Origin of the sequence: Candidatus Caldatribacterium sp., from assembly GCA_014359405.1 — a bacterium.
Lineage (GTDB): Bacteria > Atribacterota > Atribacteria > Atribacterales > Caldatribacteriaceae > Caldatribacterium > Caldatribacterium oleiphilum.
Genome location: JACIZN010000032.1, coordinates 1 through 16,589, shown reverse-complemented (window position 1 = coordinate 16,589; position 16,589 = coordinate 1). Strand labels below are relative to the sequence as shown.

Annotated in this window: 20 protein-coding genes and 1 riboswitch; of the genes, 4 read left to right on the top strand and 16 right to left on the bottom strand. The window is 53.8% G+C overall.

Features of this window, described 5'->3' with window-relative positions:
- Both H5U36_03895 and H5U36_03890 read left to right on the top strand, forming a co-directional pair.
- Positions 1 to 194, top strand: a 194-nt coding sequence (locus H5U36_03895) for a hypothetical protein (GenBank protein ID MBC7217307.1), incomplete at its 5' end; no start/stop codon positions are given.
- Positions 191 to 1,372, top strand: coding sequence for a VanW family protein (locus tag H5U36_03890; GenBank protein ID MBC7217306.1), 1,182 nt, complete (start codon positions 191 to 193; stop codon positions 1,370 to 1,372). The genes H5U36_03895 and H5U36_03890, both read left to right, overlap by 4 nt.
- Here H5U36_03890 and H5U36_03885 read toward each other — a convergent pair.
- A complete protein-coding gene (locus H5U36_03885; GenBank protein ID MBC7217305.1) occupies positions 1,320 to 2,360 on the bottom strand; it encodes a hypothetical protein in 1,041 nt (346 codons plus the stop codon). The two genes, H5U36_03890 and H5U36_03885, sit on opposite strands and share 53 nt — an antisense overlap.
- Positions 2,357 to 2,974, bottom strand: a complete 618-nt coding sequence (locus H5U36_03880; GenBank protein MBC7217304.1) for a hypothetical protein — start codon at positions 2,972 to 2,974, stop codon at positions 2,357 to 2,359. Before H5U36_03880 ends, H5U36_03885 begins: the two co-directional genes overlap by 4 nt.
- 78 nt (positions 2,975 to 3,052) lie before the next feature.
- On the opposite strand from H5U36_03880, the gene H5U36_03875 reads away from it, so the two are divergent.
- On the top strand, positions 3,053 to 3,445 hold the full coding sequence (locus H5U36_03875) for an OsmC family protein (GenBank protein ID MBC7217303.1): 393 nt from the start codon (positions 3,053 to 3,055) through the stop codon (positions 3,443 to 3,445).
- Here the strand turns inward: H5U36_03875 and H5U36_03870 are convergent.
- From H5U36_03870 to H5U36_03820, 11 genes are all read right to left on the bottom strand, one after another.
- The gene (locus tag H5U36_03870; GenBank protein MBC7217302.1) at positions 3,423 to 4,169 is read right to left on the bottom strand and encodes a DUF72 domain-containing protein; all 747 of its coding nucleotides are present in this window, start codon (positions 4,167 to 4,169) and stop codon (positions 3,423 to 3,425) included. The genes H5U36_03875 and H5U36_03870 overlap by 23 nt on opposite strands.
- The gene (gene thiD / locus H5U36_03865) at positions 4,160 to 4,987 is read right to left on the bottom strand and encodes a bifunctional hydroxymethylpyrimidine kinase/phosphomethylpyrimidine kinase (GenBank protein ID MBC7217301.1); all 828 of its coding nucleotides are present in this window, start codon (positions 4,985 to 4,987) and stop codon (positions 4,160 to 4,162) included. Before thiD ends, H5U36_03870 begins: the two co-directional genes overlap by 10 nt.
- A 2-nt stretch (positions 4,988 to 4,989) precedes the next feature.
- Positions 4,990 to 5,976 carry a thiamine-phosphate kinase gene (gene thiL / locus H5U36_03860; protein MBC7217300.1) on the bottom strand — a complete coding sequence of 329 codons (987 nt, stop codon included), beginning with the start codon at positions 5,974 to 5,976 and terminating at the stop codon, positions 4,990 to 4,992.
- Positions 5,963 to 6,607, bottom strand: coding sequence for a thiamine phosphate synthase (gene thiE / locus H5U36_03855; protein MBC7217299.1), 645 nt, complete (start codon positions 6,605 to 6,607; stop codon positions 5,963 to 5,965). The genes thiL and thiE overlap by 14 nt, the downstream gene beginning before the upstream one ends.
- Positions 6,604 to 7,410 (bottom strand): hydroxyethylthiazole kinase, encoded by an 807-nt coding sequence (thiM, locus tag H5U36_03850; protein ID MBC7217298.1) that lies wholly within the window; start codon positions 7,408 to 7,410, stop codon positions 6,604 to 6,606. The genes thiE and thiM overlap by 4 nt, the downstream gene beginning before the upstream one ends.
- Entirely contained in the window at positions 7,407 to 8,645 is a 1,239-nt protein-coding gene (gene cytX, locus H5U36_03845) for a putative hydroxymethylpyrimidine transporter CytX (GenBank protein MBC7217297.1), read from the bottom strand. The genes thiM and cytX overlap by 4 nt, the downstream gene beginning before the upstream one ends.
- Positions 8,639 to 9,163 (bottom strand): energy coupling factor transporter S component ThiW, encoded by a 525-nt coding sequence (thiW, locus tag H5U36_03840; GenBank protein ID MBC7217296.1) that lies wholly within the window; start codon positions 9,161 to 9,163, stop codon positions 8,639 to 8,641. Before thiW ends, cytX begins: the two co-directional genes overlap by 7 nt.
- Before the next feature lie 22 nt (positions 9,164 to 9,185).
- Positions 9,186 to 9,296: riboswitch (TPP riboswitch) on the bottom strand.
- 32 nt (positions 9,297 to 9,328) lie between these two features.
- Positions 9,329 to 10,366 carry an NAD(P)-dependent alcohol dehydrogenase gene (locus H5U36_03835; GenBank protein ID MBC7217295.1) on the bottom strand — a complete coding sequence of 346 codons (1,038 nt, stop codon included), beginning with the start codon at positions 10,364 to 10,366 and terminating at the stop codon, positions 9,329 to 9,331.
- Positions 10,367 to 10,381: 15 nt separating this feature from the next.
- Positions 10,382 to 11,023: a thioredoxin family protein gene (locus tag H5U36_03830; protein MBC7217294.1), complete on the bottom strand. Its 642-nt coding sequence runs from the start codon at positions 11,021 to 11,023 to the stop codon at positions 10,382 to 10,384.
- A gap of 11 nt (positions 11,024 to 11,034) precedes the next feature.
- A complete protein-coding gene (locus H5U36_03825; GenBank protein MBC7217293.1) occupies positions 11,035 to 12,003 on the bottom strand; it encodes a DJ-1/PfpI/YhbO family deglycase/protease in 969 nt (322 codons plus the stop codon).
- Complete coding sequence (locus tag H5U36_03820; GenBank protein MBC7217292.1) at positions 12,000 to 12,488, bottom strand: ferritin family protein; 489 nt, start codon at positions 12,486 to 12,488, stop codon at positions 12,000 to 12,002. The genes H5U36_03825 and H5U36_03820 overlap by 4 nt, the downstream gene beginning before the upstream one ends.
- 66 nt (positions 12,489 to 12,554) lie before the next feature.
- Here H5U36_03820 and H5U36_03815 point away from each other — a divergent pair, with 66 nt between their 5' ends.
- Positions 12,555 to 13,103, top strand: a complete 549-nt coding sequence (locus H5U36_03815; protein MBC7217291.1) for a DUF4416 family protein — start codon at positions 12,555 to 12,557, stop codon at positions 13,101 to 13,103.
- On the opposite strand, the gene H5U36_03810 is transcribed toward H5U36_03815, so the two are convergent.
- The 3 genes from H5U36_03810 to H5U36_03800 form a co-directional block, all read right to left on the bottom strand.
- On the bottom strand, positions 13,055 to 14,797 hold the full coding sequence (locus tag H5U36_03810) for an ABC transporter ATP-binding protein (protein ID MBC7217290.1): 1,743 nt from the start codon (positions 14,795 to 14,797) through the stop codon (positions 13,055 to 13,057). The genes H5U36_03815 and H5U36_03810 overlap by 49 nt on opposite strands.
- The gene (locus tag H5U36_03805) at positions 14,787 to 15,947 is read right to left on the bottom strand and encodes a hypothetical protein (GenBank protein ID MBC7217289.1); all 1,161 of its coding nucleotides are present in this window, start codon (positions 15,945 to 15,947) and stop codon (positions 14,787 to 14,789) included. Before H5U36_03805 ends, H5U36_03810 begins: the two co-directional genes overlap by 11 nt.
- The coding region (locus H5U36_03800) for a hypothetical protein (protein MBC7217288.1) at positions 15,895 to 16,589 on the bottom strand (695 nt) is incomplete at its 5' end. The genes H5U36_03805 and H5U36_03800, both read right to left, overlap by 53 nt.

Sequence of the window (16,589 nt, the reverse complement as noted above, 5' to 3'; positions counted from 1 at the left end):
AGCCAAGAGAAACCAAGCCTTTTGAAGAAGTTAAAGAGAACATTCGCCAGTACCTTCTTGAGGAACAGAAGAGGGTCAAAACTGAACACCTCCTCGCCGAGCTCCGCAAGAAGGGCACCATCACCATTTCGGAGGCCTTAGGGGCTCCTACACCAACTCCCTCAGACACAGGTTCTGAGGGGGAGAAGGAGTGAAAAAGGTCTTCCTCCTTGTACTTCTTCTTGTCCCCCTTGGGGTGTACCTCACCTCCTCAAGGGGGACAATTGCTCTGCGCCTTGGGGAAGAGGAGTTCACGGTAGCAAGAAGGGACCTCACTGCGTTTCTCCAGACCCTTGAGAAACGCTGGAAGGACAATCCTCTCACGATTGTTGTCGACGGAAAGGCTTTCGAGGTTCCTAAGGAATCCCTGGGCATTCGCTGGAATCTGAAAGCCATGAGACGCATGGCCCTCAAGGGCAAACCGGTTACCCTCCTCGTTGAGTGGGACAAAAGAAAGATTGCGGCCTTCCTGCAGGACCTGGAGAGCAAAACTTTCCTTGCCCCTCAAGACGCTTCTTGGAATGGAGACCGCTTCATACGAGCAAAGGAAGGAAGGAGGTTGAACCACGAAAAAACCCTGGAAGCTCTCGAGAAGACCCTTGCTGCATGGAAAGACACAATTGCCCTCGACACCTTTGACCCCATTCCCCCAGAAAGGGACACCAAAGCGGTGCTTGAGGAACGGGGTATCAGCGTTCTTCTCTCCTCCTTCGAAACTTCCCTTGAGGGACGAGAAGAAGACGTTATCTTCAATATCGAAAAAGCTGCTTCCTCCATCTCTGGATTCTTCCTCCCAAAGGGAACAGCGTTCTCCTTCAATGCGGTGGTCGGCAGGGCAGAAAAGGAAGATGGGTACCGGAAAACCCAGGTCTTCTCCAACGGTCGTCTCGTTCCAGGATACGGTGGAGGCGTGTGCCAAGTTTCCTCAACTCTCTACAACGCCCTTCTCGCCACGGAAGCCGAGATCCTCGAGCGCCATCCCCACTCAGGGTACTCCCCCACCACAAGCTACGTTCCTCCGGGGCTTGATGCCGCTGTGAGCTATGGAAGCAAGGACCTGCGTTTTCGCTTTCCCTCGCAAAATGTGGTGATTCTTGCCTACACGAAAGGAAACGCTTTAGTTTGCGAGATTTGGGGGGAGAAAGAAAACCCGGTGCAACGGGTGGTAACCCAAAAACTCGTAAGGCTCTCTCGTTCCGGGGAAAGCGAGGGAATCCTCACCGTAGAAACTTCCATCATCCGGCCCGGAGCGCAAAATCTCCACTTCACTGACACGTACTCTATTCCCTGGGACTTTGCTCAGGAAATTGCTCGACTTTTCCCTGATTCGTGAGGACCTCAAGGAGGGTGATGATGTTCTCGCAGGGAATGTCCTTGGGAAGGGCATGAGACGGAGCAGCAATATAGCCTCCGCCTTTCCCAAGTTCCTTAAGAATGTGTCGCACCTCTTCTTGAACTTCCACAGGCGTTCCAAAAGGGAGAAGCCTTTGAATACTGATGCCACCCCAGAAAGCGAGCCTCCCGTAGTACTCCTCCTTCAGAGCGAAAATGTCCATAACCTCAGGTTGAAAGGGATTGAACACGTGGAGGCCAATTTCCGCAAGATCCGGGAAAATCTCCTGGACTTTCCCACAGCAGTGGAGGAACGCCTTTTTACCCTTTTTCCGGACCAGAGCAATCATCTCTGCAAGACGGGGTTTTATGTACTTGCGCCAGAGCCTGGGACCCATGATAAGCCCACCCTGCCATCCCCAGTCGTCTCCGAAAAGCACCCCATCAAGGCCAAGCTCGAGCGCCCGATCGATGACTGTCAGGTGGAACGCGGTGATGTGGTCGAGGAGGTCTTCTGCGAAATCTTCGTTCATGAGCATGTCGCTTAGGAACTCCTCCATACCGCGTAGGCTCCAGGCCCGCTCAAAGAGGGTATACGTCTCCCGAAGGAGCTTAAATTGATCTGGGTGCGATTCCACAAAAGAAGGGATATGTCCGTAGCGAGAGGGATCAGTAGGGTCCGGAAACCGGTACCCTACGAGGGTAGGACGAGAAAGAAGAGGGGTAGGATTCCCAATGTCCGGATCAATGGTACGATTCCACACGACACCCCATTCATCCCGGACGAAACCCGGCGCAACTTCCACAGTCCCGGAGGGAGGCAAGGCTTTCACATAGGCAAGATGATTCCCGATTTTCTCCACAAAGTTCACGTCCCCAAGATAGGCAGCCACCTTCTCCCGTGCCGGAATGGTAAAGTCAACTTGGTAGGGCACAAAATCTGCCTCTTCAAAAGCCAAAGCCTTGAGAACCCTTTCCCTTGGAGTCATGGAGAAGCTTCTCCTCCCCGGGCAACAACCTCAATATCAATGGTTGGCTTTTCTCGGTAAATCTGGCCAAGGTTGAGCTCCCTCTTCCATACGTTGTTCTTTTCGAGAGACCCATCAACATAGCTTAAAATCTCTCCCGGCATGTACGCCTTGAGAACCAGGGTAATAGACCCAAGGAAAGGTCTTACCTTGTCCGCCCCAAGAGACTGCAAGGCGCTCTCAAGCTCTTCTCCCCGGAGATGAGCCTCGAGAATGACAAGATCCTGGTCCCTGTAGAGCCGAGCCGATTTCCCAAGGAACTGCTCGGTAAAGGCTCGGGCTTTTTCTTCGTCCGGAAAGCGCCATTCCCAGATAAGACGATAGGGTAAGGAGGTATCATCTGCTCGAAAGCGTATGTACTCCCGCTCCTCAGGAGGGAGTTTTGCGTACTCTGAAGAAGCCGCCTGCTTGAGCTGAGAAAAGACAGCGTAGTCCTTAACGTACACGGCAATCCTTGCCCGAGGGATGGTAGCGTCCTGGCTCACCTGAATGGCAAGCTCCACTTGGGCACAACCTCCAAGAACCAAAGCGCAGAGCACAAGAGAGAGGATTCGCCAGAGCTTCTTCGTATCCATCTTCATCCTCCCAGAAATAAAAGTCTTCCCTTCCATGTTACAGTACCTCAAAGGAATACTCAAGCCGAGGTGATAGAGATGGCTCGCGTTGAACTCATCGCCCAATGGGGGAAAATTGAAGCTCGCATTGGGGAAGACGTTGTTCCCTTCAAGAGTAGCGGTGCCGAAAGCGGTATCGGCCACTGGCCCACGGAGTACGTTCTTGCTGCCTTGGGGAGTTGTTTTGCAGGAACGGTATTCTCGTACGCCAAAACCAAAAACCTCCCCCTGGAGCAGGTTATCGTTCACCTTGAGGGAGAAGTAGCCTCCGCCCCTTCACGTATCTCGAGCATCACCATGGAGGTCGAATTCCTTGGAAACCTCACCCGCTCTGAAAAGGAGCGGCTTCTTACTGCAGGCGAACGGGCCTGCACAATCATGAATACTCTCAGGAGGGGAGTGGAAACCATCACAACCCGCCTGAGGGATTAGAAAGCCCAAGTGCTCCCCGAAGCGTTAAGGCATTCTCTACAGCAAATCCCCTATAGTCGTTATCGAAGTAGCAGTACACGTCGTGTTTTTCCTGCCACCTCTTGATTTTCTCCGCCCAGGACAGAAGCTCCTCATCACTGTAGCGGTGCGTGTAGAGACTCTGGGAACCATGGAGACGGAGGTACACAAATGGAGCTGTCGTAACTTCAGCATAAGGGAAAAAGGGGGTGTCGGCGAAACAGAGAGCAATACCACGAGTCCTCAGGAGTTCGTAGAGCTCTTCGCAGAAGAAACTCGGATGACGGAACTCAAAGACGTACCGGAAGGATGGGGAAAGTTCCCGGAGGAAAGCCTCCATGGTTTCCCGGAAGAAGGAAAGGCGAGGAGGAAACTGAAAGAGGAGGGGTCCGCACTTTTCCTTTAAGAGCTCCACTCGCCTGTAGAAGAGGAGCAACGCCTCTGAGACGTCCCTGAGTTTCTTTACGTGGGTGATGTACCTACTCGCCTTTACCGCGAAGAGAAAGTTGGGAGGGGTTTCGTGGTACCATCTCTTAAAGGTCTCCTCCTTGGGAAGGTGGTAGAAAGAGGCGTTGACCTCGACGGTATCAAAGATCTGGGCGTAAAAAGGAAGCCAGTCTTTTTTGGGAAGCTCAGGTGGGTACAGAACACCCCTCCAGTGGTCGTACATCCATCCTGAAGTACCAATTCGAACCTTCACCAGCACTGCCCACCTTCCTGAGGATTAAGACCAGCTTTCAGGAAGAGAGGAGCAAGATGATTCGTCGGACCAAACCCTCCCCCAAGGGGCAGAGCGTGGGTGATAACAATCGTCATGTACTCTTTTGCGCGTGCAACGGCTTCCTTTATCTCGTAACCCAAGGCCAAAAGCGCACACAGAGCTGCCGAGTACGTGCACCCTGTCCCATGGGTATGGAGAGTCGCAATACGGGGACCGGGAAAGTACATGCAACGTTCCCCATCGAAGAGAACATCCGTTGCCTCCTCTCCAGGGAGGTGTCCTCCTTTGACGAGGACGTACCGGGGGCCTTTTTCCCAGATGCACCGGGCGGCTTCCTCCATATCCTCAAGGGACTGCACCGGAAATCCTGCAAGAACAGAAGCTTCCTCAAGGTTTGGAGTGACAAGGTATGCCAGGGGGAAAAGCTCCGTGGACATTGCTTCTACTGCGTCTTTCTCAAGGAGGAGCGCTCCGCTTTTGGCCACCATGACAGGGTCCACAACGAGTTTCTCCACCGGCCACTTTCGAAGGGTAGCCGCAACCGCCTCAATGATTGAGGCACTGAAAAGCATCCCGGTTTTTGCTGCATCCACCCCTATGTCCACCATGATACTCTCTATCTGTTGGGCCACCATCGAGGGAGGAAGGGGAAAGATAGCATCGACACCTCTTGTGTTCTGTGCCGTCACCGCAGTAATGGCGGTCATTCCGTACACCCCAAAAGCACAGAACGTCTTGAGATCCGCTTGGATCCCCGCTCCGCCTCCAGAATCGGAACCTGCAATGGTGAGTACTCTGCGCACTTTCACTTCTCCCTTCGCATGAAATGGTCGAAGCCCCAAGGAGTAAGGGAGAGAAGCTCCTTTCCCTCTCTCAAGAATACCCCATCTTCGGCTACGATTGCCCCTATCGCTGAGACAGGAACCCCAAAACGCCTTGGAATTTCTCTCAGGATGACCCCTTCAAGGTGGGAGGGGAGGGCAAAAAGGAGTTCGAAATCCTCTCCTCCCCGGAGGACAAAGTCAAGAGGGTCAAGGTGCTCTTCTTCGCAGAATCGGGCAAGGGACAAAGACACAGGTAGAGCTTCCCTCTCAAGTACCGCCCCTACCCTGCTCTCTTCAAGAATATGCCCGAGGTCCTGGAGAAGACCGTCGGACACATCGATAAGGGCAACGCGTTCCCCAAGGGACCCCAGAAACCGACCAATTTCAAGACGAGGTGAAGGAACAAGGAACCTCTCCCGAAGCGATTCGTACTCTCCTCGGGCATCGTTCCGCTCCGCAAGGAGAAGACCTGCCCTTGCCTCTCCCGGGTAACCGGTGACAAAAATCCGATCCCCCGGGCGAGCATTGGAGCGAAGAAGGAGAGGTCGATCCTTCTCGACCTCTCCGAGGAGAACAAGGTCAAGAACCATCGGACCTGTCGTCCGGGCAAGATTTCCCCCAACAATCTCGACTCCATAGCGAAGAGCCTCTTCATGCAAACCCGAGAGGAACTCCTCAAACCAGGCAAAAGAGAGGTCTTCCCGGAGCACAAAGGATGTGAGGGCGTACCGGGGAATACCGCCCATTGCGGCAATGTCGCTTAAGTTGGCAACAAGGAGTCGACGGCCAAGAGAAAAAGGAGGGATGAGGGATAGCCGAAAATGAGTCTCTTCTACCTGGCTATCAACAGTAGCAAGGAGCAGATACCCCTCTCGCCCTGGAAGGACAGCACAGTCGTCCCCAATCCCTGGAAAGAGTTTGCGAATACGGGCAATAACACCGAACTCCCCAAGGTCACGAATTTCCATAATTTTTCCTCCGGAACCTGTCGATTTTCTCTCGGAAAAGGGATGCCGCTTCCCTCACCGAAGGCGCCCCTACAATGGCCGATACCACCGCCACTCCGTCAACGCCCGTTGCAAGCACATCCTCCACGTTGTCAAGGGTAATACCTCCAATGGCTACAACAGGAATCTTCACTGAGGACTTAATTTCCCGGAGTCGCTCAAGTCCAATCGGAGGACCGGCATCCTTTTTCGTCGTTGTGGGAAAAACCGTTCCTACCCCAAGGTAATCAGCTCCCAGGCGTTCCGCTTTTTGGGCTTCTTCCTTTGTATCGCACGAGTACCCTATGATGAGGTGAGGAGCGATACGCCGGGCGTAAGAAAGAGGCATATCCTCTGGACCAAGATGCACCCCGTCAGCGCCACTGGCAAGCGCTATGTCCACTCGATCGTTCACGATAAAGAGCACTCCATGGCGTCTCGTGCACTCCCGAAGGAGAAGGGCTTCCTCGAGGAATTCCCGGGTTGAGAGGTCCTTTTCCCGGAGTTGAATGACTGAGGCACCACCCGCAATGGCCTCCTCCACCACCTCGAGATTCTTTCTCTTTTGAATCCTCCGATCGGTAATGACGTACAGCGAGAAATCCCTCTTCACGAGAGCACCTCAAGACGAAGGTTCGCGGCGAACTCGTCTTCCTGCAAGTTGTACATAGCGTCAAAAAGGCTGGCTCGGAAACTCCCCGGACCCATTGCGGAGGAAATCGCTTTCTCTGCACATACCCCAAGGAAACCCAAAGCAGCCAGAGCAGCCAAAAAGGGGGCACCTACTGCTCCCACGAAGGCTCCACAAAGTGATGTTGCCATGCAGCCTGTTCCTGTTACCCTGGTGAGCATCGGATGCCCATTGTGCAATGCAACCACCCTTTCCCCATCGCTTACATAGTCTACAGGACCAGTAATTGCGGCAACCGTGGAGAACCTCCGGGCTGCCTCCCGGGCAAGTCCCAGGCGGCCCCCTTCTTCCTCTTCCGATTCCACCCCCCGCATACGGGAAGAAAGCCCAAGGAGAGCTCGAATCTCTGCCGCGTTCCCCCGAAGAATGGTAACACGTACATGCTCGAGGAAAAAGAGGGAACTCTCCTTCCGAAAAAGCGTTGCCCCAGCACCGACCGGGTCAAGGACCACAGGAATGCCCAAGGCGTTTGCCCTTTTCCCCGCTTTGAGAGCACTCTCTAAAACCTCAGCCGTGAGCGTCCCAAGGTTCACCACGAGAGCCTGAGCCTGGGAAACCATCTCCTCCACTTCTTCCCGGGCAAACGCCATGACCGGCAGCGCGCCCAGAGAGAGCATGGTGTTTGCGTTGTCGTTAACCACCACAATGTTCGTTATGTGGTGGACAAGGGGTTTCCTTTTCCGCACCAAGGAGAGAGCCTCTTTGCACCTTTCTACGAGGTTCATTTCCTTTTCCTCCTCAAAAGAAGGTACAGGCCTCCGGGGAGAAGGAAACTTGGGATTGACGCCCCGAAAGCGGGGAGAAATTTCAAAAAGAGGGCGTAAACTCCAACCCCGAAAATCCAGGACACAATCCCTTCCCAGATAAGGGAAGGACACTTCTCGTAGAAGTCTGAGAGGGTGACTTTTCTGCGGCGAAGGACAAAGTAGTCGAAAATAACCACTCCAAAAAGAGGGGTGAATACTGCACCGATGAGGAAGAGAAAACTCTCGTACCGTTCCATAGGGAAAACAAGGGCAAGGAGCGTCCCAGAGGCACCGAAAAGAACGGTAGTAAGCTTCCCCTTGAGCTTCGGATACACGTTGAGGAAAGAAACCGATGCAGAGTAAATATCAAGAAAAGTCGTAGTGAAAGTGGAGAAAAGAACGATGAGAAGGGCCGCAGAACCAAGACCGAGGGCCACCATGGCAGGAAGGGGGTCTTTCTGTCCCGTGGTCAGAGAGCTCACAAGGCCCACAGCGTACATCCAAGAACTCGCCACAAAATACCCCCACCATGTACCCCAGAAAGCCCCTTTTGTGCTCCGGGCAAATCGCGTGTAGTCCGCCACAAGGGGAAGCCAGGAAATGGGCATAGCCACAACAAGGTCAAACCCGGCCCCCCACGGGAGAGAACCGTCCCCTCTAAGGTTGAGAAGTTCCGAGAACGAGATTCCCCGCAGCGCCACAAAGGTCATAACCCCAGAGAGAGCCGAAAGAGCGAGCACGGCAATTCGTTGCATCCACTGCCACCAGGAAGTTTCAAGAAGGGCCCAGAAGGTACTCACCACACCGGCGATGATAAGAAGGAGTCGGAAACTTGAGAAACCAAAGAGCACCTGCATGATTCCGTCCCCAGCCTGGGCGCAGATAATGACCATAACAGCTGTCCAGCCAACAAGCTGCAGGATGTTCAGGAAGGAGGCAAGGTACGAACCCCACCTTCCAAAGGCGAGTCGCACGGAAACCATGGCGGGCACTCCCCAGTCACTTCCGAGCACTCCCCCAAGGGCAAAGGGGGTGTTCCCTACAAGGTGCCCAAGGAGAATGGCGGAAAGACCCCCCAAAAAGCCCAAAGGAGCAAGAATACCACCTGCCCAGATTTCCGACACCGCTACTGCAGCACCAACCCAAAGAAGGAAGAAATCAAACCCTGCAAGATACCGCTTCTCCTTTGGTATTGGATGAAGGGCCTCTAACACTTCGAACACTCCCTTTGCGAGAAGAGCTCACCATGGGATATCCGTCGCAGCGCCTTCACAAGGAGAAGGCCGAGAAAGCTTCCCGGAATGCTACTTGCTAAAAAGGCAGTCTGGAAAAAGAGAAACGTTCCTTCTTTTCCCACCAAAGGAGCGACAAGATAGGCGCTGAGTGCTGCTCCGAAAAGACCAGTCCCCACAGGCTCAAAGAGTCCCGCAAGGTCTTTTCGAAGGAAACGGTACGCAAGTCCCACGCATATGACCCCAGGAATTCCTCCGGGAAAGGCGAACACCGTTCCCGTCCCAAGGAGGATGCGAATCGCTCCCGCAATGCCTGCAGCCAAGGCTCCATACCATGGACCGATGGTAATTCCTGCAAGGACATTAATGGCGTGCTGGAAGGGAAAGACTTTGGTGGGACCCACAGGGATATGGAAGCCTGAAGCTACCACTGCCAAAGCCGCAAAAAGCCCCACGTACATGAGTCGCTTCATCGTCTCCACCTCCAAAAAAAGAGCCATCTGCCAGGACGGCAGATGGCTCTGGATTACCAAGCCAACTCCCTACGCTGGCATTAACCAGATCAGGTTCAAAGGGTCGAGAGCTTGCGCTCTCCTCTCAGCCCCGCGTTATGGAGCTCCCCCGGCCTTCAGTATTCACCTGTCAGTTTCATTATACACGAACTGTCAATCCCCAACGTTCACAACAACTTTTATGGACTCCGCCTTATGCTCATGGGCAAAAAGGAGCGCTTCCTGGGTTTCTTCAAGGGAAAAACGGTGGGTGATGAGGGCCTTGAGGTTGACCCGGCGGCTGTTCAGAAGGTCCACACAACCCTTGTACATGTTCGCGTACCGAAATACTCCAAGGACATCGAGCTCCTTATCGAGGATTCTCATGACACCAAAGTCGAAGTGGGTCGCCGAGGGAAGACCAACAAGGACGACCTTACCACCTCTTCTGGCAAGTTCTACCGTGAGCTGAGCTGTTTGGACACTCCCTGCGGTCTCAAAAACGACATCGGCCCCTTTGCCGTCAGTGAGTGAAAGAACCACCTCTTGGGTATCCATGTGGGCCGCGTTCACCACATGCTTTGCTCCGAGTTCCCTCGCCTTTTCAAGGCGCTTCTCCACAACGTCCACCGCGATGATCTCCGTTACTCCCCGAACGGAAAGCGCCTGAATGGTCACAAGGCCAATCGGACCACTTCCAAGAACGAGAGCAACATCACCAGGTTTGGCCTGAGCCCGGTGCACTGCGTACATCCCCACCGCAAAGGGCTCAACGAGGGCTGCTTCTTCAAAGCTCACCTCCGGAGCAATAGGATACGTAAAATGTGCTGGGTGAACGACGTACTCACAGAACGTTCCGTTCACAGGAGGTGTAGCCCAGAAAACCACGTCAGGGCAGAGGTTGTACCTACCCGAACGGCAGAACTCGCACTTTCCACAGGGAATACCGGGTTCCATGGTCACCCGGTCTCCAGGCTTGAGATGGGTGACCCCCTTTCCCACTTCCACGACCTCTCCTGAACACTCGTGACCGAGAATGAAAGGAGGCTGAACCACAAAGTTCCCGATGCGCCCCTCCACAAAGTAATGGACATCGGACCCGCACACACCGACGCTCCGAATACGGATGAGGACTTCGTTCTCCTTGGGGATCGGAACCGGAAGCTCCTCGATTTCGATACGTCGCAAGCCCTTCATCACCGCTGCCTTCATCAGGATAACCTCCTCTCACGAGAGTGCTTCTATGATTTTCTGCACCAAGAAAGCCTCGGGAACCGCTCCCTCAATGGCCACCGTCTCGTTGATGACAATCTTTGGAACCGCCCGTACTCCGTAGCGGTACGCGAGGTGGGGGAATTCAAGGACTTCTACCATACTCGAAGAAACGTGCTCGCTTTCGAAGGCCATCTTATGCCCTAAAACGACCGCCTGGGGACAAAAGGGACAGGTGGGAGTGACAAAAACTTGAATGTGCACATCTTTGGCGAGTGTCCTCAGAAAGGCTTTAGTATCCTCAGAAAGGTCCGTCGCCCTCTGCGAGACAAAAACGAGGGTCTCTACCAACCCTGAGAACTCATATCCTGAGGGAATGCCAAAAAACCTTATGCCGTAATCCTTTTCCCCTTCCACGGTAAAGGCCGGAATTTTATCGATGTGGAATGTCAAAGCCTTATCCTTTTCAAGAAGGAAATTGTGGACCGTAAGAGAAAGGAGAGGAGAAAGAGAAACAACTTCCTCAAGCAGGGCTCGTACATCACGGCAAGTCGCACACTCAAGCTCCTGAGTAAAGAAACGGAGCGTCACGGGATGCACGAGATTTGCAGCAAGGTAAGCCTCAAGAGTCCGGCGATCCTTGTCTTCAAGGAACATACTGCCACCTCCTACCCGAAAATACTTTCGAATTTCCGCTGGAAGCCAGGAAGGTTTTCGATATCGCCCCCTGGACAACGCTCGGCAAAACGCAACACCCCATGAGCATCGACAAGGAACACAGCCCACTCTGCGAGACCATTGGTGCCGAGAACTCCAAAAGCTTTGGTCACTTCGAGAAAAACATCGCTGTAGAGAGGAAAAGAAAGGGAGAAGCGGTTTTGGAACTCTCGATGGGTGAAGATGCTGTCGGTGCTGATTCCTATGAAGAGACCGCCTTTGGCTTCAACCCTTTGCGCCCACTCGCTGTACTTGGGGAGGAAGTTGGCCCCTCGAGGACTGAAACTGGAGTCGAAAAAGAGAATGAGCGCAGGCTTTCCTCGGAGAATTTGTCCAAGGGAAAGAATGTTCCCTGACCCGTCAACAAGCCATCCATCCGGATGGGGCTCGTTGAGGCGGGGACGGCTCCGCCAGAGGAAAGAGAGCACTTCCCGCATAAAGAGGGGTAGCTCACTCGGTCCACGAGCGGTGATGATATTCCCGTCAACCACCACCGGAGCGTCCACGAATTCCCCTCCCGCGTTGTTCACATCGTCCCGAATGGAAACAAGTCCTGCCACCCGCTTCCCTCGAACGATGTCCGCAGAAATGAGGACCCATGGACCCCGGGAAAGAGCTCCGATGAGCTTCCCCTGCTGGTACATCTCCCGCACGAGATTCGTCACCACAGGAAGCCGACGGAGGTAGTCGGGCGCAAAACCTCCAGGAACAATAACTCCGTCGAAATCCCTTGGGGATACTGACGATGTCACCATCTCCGCCTTTGCCGGGAAGCCGTGGCGACCAAGGAAAGCTTCCTCAACCCCGGGACCCACAAGTTTTGCCTCCACACCTTCCTCCTGGAGTCGCAGGAGAGGGTACCAGAGCTCAAGCTCCTGGTACTGGTTTTCCACAAGGATGATGACACGCCGGCGACTCATGCTCCGCTCATCCCCCTGGAAACCTCCTCTTTCAGAGCGCTCAACTGGACGAGGTGCCGTCGTTCCTCAGCTACAACCTCTTCGACCCAGTTCTTCTTCTCAGAAGCCACGAAAGGAAGAAAACCCTGGTAGAACAGAATGCTCTCTTTCTCCACCTGAATGCCGATATCAAGGGCCTCGAGAATTCCCAAGGCCTCCGGATTTAGCTCCCCCTGGAGAACCTTATGCAACACTCCACTCTCCACAATAGCCCCAAGGTACCGGGAGGCTTCTCCGTCCTCGTCGATAATCGTGTCCGGAGCATTCTCAAGAAGCTTCGAAAAAATCTCAAGGTGCCTCCGTTCCTCATCCGCTAAAAACCGAAAAATTCTCTTTCCTTCCTCCCGAGTTGTTTTTTTCTCCAACACCTCGTAGAAGGCAATACCTCGTCTCTCAAGCTCTGTGGCCATGGTGAGGATTTCCTTCGGTGAGAAACGAAAAGCCACGGTGCACCACCTCCTCTGTATGCTCCTTTATTGTACCATTCCTGGTATAATAGAAACGGTGGAACCATGGGAGAAGTGCGACCTCCACAACCGGTGAAGCTCTTCATTGCCACCCTCTACGAGGATAGGGAAGTTCTCAACTCTGTTCTTCCAAGCCTTGTCGCACGTTTTGGCGATATCGAATGGCAGAGCGATCCCATTCCTTTCACGTACACCGACTACTACCGGGACATCGGGGAACGGCTCCTCCGTGTTTTCCTTGTCTTTCGGGACCTCATAGACCCTGGAACTCTTCCGGAAATCAAACTCTTCACCAACGAACTTGAGAGAGCAACCGCCGATGCGAATCACCCTCGCCGTATTAACCTTGATCCCGGTTACTTTGACGGAGGAAAAATTGTCCTTGCCACCACGAAGAACTTCTCCCACCGGGTGTACATTGGGAAAGGAATCTACGCCGAGGCGACCATCAAGTGGGAGAAAGGCGATTTCCATCCCTTCCCGTATACGTATCCGGATTACCAGAGCGAGGCGTACCGCCCGATCCTTCGGAAAATCCGCGAACTCTACCGGGCTTCCCTGAAAACCTGGTCCTCGAATCCGAAAAGCGCCTGATACAGTGGATGGGAACGAAGGAGGGTTTCGTGCGTTCCCTCTCCCTGGACCTCCCCATCGGCAACGACAACAATCCGATCAAGGTCTTTCACCATGCGCAGAGAATGAGCCACAATGATGACCGTTTTGTCCTCTTCGATTTGCGCAATGGTTTCCAGAATGTACCGTTCCGACTCGGGATCGAGGTTTGAAGTTGCTTCGTCGAACACGAGGATTGGGGGATTCTTGAGAAAGGCCCGGGCAATGGCGATACGCTGCCTCTGGCCCCCCGAAAGACAGCACCCTCCCTCTCCCACATTGGTATCGTAACCATGCTCAAGCTGCACGATGAATTCGTGGGCTTTGGCCTTTACGGCAGCCCGCAGCACGTCCTCCTCAGAAGCGTTGAGGTTGCCGTAGAGAATGTTCTCCCGGACCGTTCCTCCAAGAACAAGGGCATCCTGGAGCACCACCCCGATGAGGTTTCGAAGCGACGAGAGCTTGATCTTGCGGATATCTACCCCGTCGATTTCTATGCTCCCTGAGTCGGGGTCGTAGAAGCGGAGGAGGAGATTGATGATGGTGCTTTTTCCGGCTCCACTCGGGCCGACAATGCCTATTTTTTCACCTTTGCGAATCTCCAGGGAGAAGTTCTTCAGAATTTTCTCGCCCCGGTACGAGAAGGAAACATCTCGAAAGCGAATGGAATCCTTGAACTCCCTGAGTTCTATTCCATCCTCAAGATCGGGAACATTCGAGGTAGTATCCAAAAATTCAAAAATTCGCTCAAGGGATGCAAGCCCCTGCTGGAGGAGCTGGAAACCCGAGGAGAATCGGGACAACGGGGAGGAGGCAATGGCAAGGTATCCCAGAAAGGCGATGAGTTCCCCGGGGGTGAGAATACCCCGAATAACCTCTCTTCCCCCATACCAGATGACGGCCGTCACACCGCACGAAGCAACGAGTTCCACAAGGGGGTTGAAAAGGGCTTTGGCCTTTGCCTGCTTCATGGCAAGGTAGAAGTTCATCTCGTTCTCCTGCTCGAATTTCTCCACCTCGTAGCGCCCGCTCACGTACGACTGGATGACCTTGATGCCGGTTACCGTTCGTTCCACAAGAGAGGTCAAAGCGGCAACCCGGCTCTGGAGGAGGTGGGAAAAGTTCCGGATCCTTTTACCAAGGGCATCGACACAGAGCCCCACAAGGGGGAAAACAACGACCGAGAGAAGGGCGAGTTTCCAGTGAATGAAAAAGAGAAGCACGACAGAACCTACAAAAAGGAGCAAATCCATGAACATGGTAACGAAGGCACTGGAAAAGAAGTTCTGCAAGATCGCAATGTCGTTTGTCATTCGGGAGATGATTTCCCCCGGAGGATTCTCCTGGAAGAAGGCCACCGAGAGGTTGTGGAGGTGCTGGTAGAGCTCAGACCGGAGTCTTGTGATAACTCGAAATCCGGCAAGAGATACCCAGAAACTCTGCACGTATGACGCAACTCCCTTAATGAAGAAAATTCCAATTACCCCCAGGGCGATGAAAACAAGAAGTCTGAGGTCTTTGGCAATGAGGGCCCGGTCGATGGTATTCTGCACAAGCCAAGGCAGAGCAAGGTTAAGGAGCGCCCCAAGCACTGCAAGGAGCAATGCTCCAAGAACGTACTTCCAGTACGGGAGGAGGTACCGCAAAAGTCGCGCGAAATTTCCTCTACCCTTCATAGAGCTCCTCCAAAACGAGCTCCACAAGCTTTTCTGCTGCGCCCTTTGGAAAGTCCTCGAAAGACCAATCCGGTGGTTCGGCTGCAAGAAGCTCTTCCACTCTCTCTACGACCTCACTCACCGAGATATCCCCTTTGAGCTCAGGGAGAACCTCCCGCCCTGAGACCAGATTGGGAAGGCTCAGGAACTTCCGGGAGGAAACCATTCTCTCGAGAACCTTCTCTTTCAGTATTCTACCCCAAAGAGGTATTTTCCCCAAAATCTCCCCAAACCCCGTGACCGGGACCTCTGAAAGACCTTCCCTCCACAGAGGCACAAGGACAAGACCTCGCTTTCTCCGGTAGAAAATCTCAAGGTTATTCGATCCGGGAACGGTAACGACCACATCGGCAGCCTCGATGAGACGAGAGGTTTCCCCAAAGAAGGGCAGAAAGACCCGGGTGAGTTCCCCCAAGAAGGGTACTTTGCTTCTCTCGAGGAAACCGGGAAAGGCAAGAAGAAAGACTCCCGAAGGGAAGCGTACCACAAGTTCCTCTGCACAACGCAAGAAAAAGGGTAAAAGATAACGATACGCAAAGGGGCGACTTCCGGGTAAAAAGAGGAAACGAGGAGAACCGGGAGGAAGGTCCATGGATTCAGGGTGATGGTCCACAAAGGATTGCAGGAGATCCCCGAGGAAGATTTTCTCAGGAAAAGAAATGGCGTGGAAATCCCTCAAAAAGCGGGCGAGGTACCGATCAACCCCCCTCAAGCGGCGAGGGTATCCGTCGTAGACCCAAAGAGGGTACCGACTCCGCCGCTTCAGAAGACGGGCGTACAAGAGATCCCCTCCAAAGAAGAGGACAAGACCTCGAGGGGGAAAGCGAACCCTCCCTCTCCCGAGGCAAAAAGCCACCGTCTCACGAGGACTGAAAACCCTCTCCACAAGAGGCAAACTCCAAAGAGCGTCCTCTTCCCACCCGCTGCGAAATTGACACGGCGGAGCGAACACCCAAACCCTGAGAGAGGGAGAGGCTATCTCCAGAGCTTCAAGGAAAGGCACAAGCCAGTACGAGATCTCTCCGGGGCTGTTTGCCGTCACAAGGAGAAGGGGGCGATTACTGCAAGTAATGGGACACCACCTCAACCGTTCGCTCAAAGGTCCTTCCATCCCCCAATTGCTCCTTCAATTCCTCTGCCCAGAGGCTTGCCCTTCGAAAAGCCTCTGCATCGGAGAGCATACCCTGCATCGTCCTCCAGAGGGTTACAGGATTGAACGCACTTTGGATGAGCTCCGGCGCAATCACTCGCCCGAGGAGGATATTCGGAAGGCCAACGAATGAACCCCTAAGGAGCAGTTGCCCGAGGAGGAAGGTGATCCAGGAGGTCCGATACACGATGATTTGAGGGACACCCCCCAAGGCCACCTCAAGAGTGACCGTTCCGGAAACAGAAACGGCTAAAGCCGCATCCCCAAGGAGAGGGTAAAAAGCCTCCCAGTCCACGATATCAACGGGAAGGGAACCTCTTTCCCTTTCGAGAAACGACCGCAGAAATGGAGAGGCTGCAACAAGGACCAGGCGGTACTCCGAAAAGTACGCCCCGTACCGGGAGAGAAGTCCTCGAAGAACCGGAAAGAAGGATGCAATTTCGTTTCTTCGGCTCCCGGGAAGAAAAAGGAGCACCCGGGGATTGGGGTTTCTCGGAGGAATCTTCCCTTCCATGAGGGTTCGCAGGGGATGGCCAACCCAAATCGTCTTAGCCTTTCCACCCGCAAAGTACTTGCCCTCCCAAGGGAAAAAGTGAAGAATGT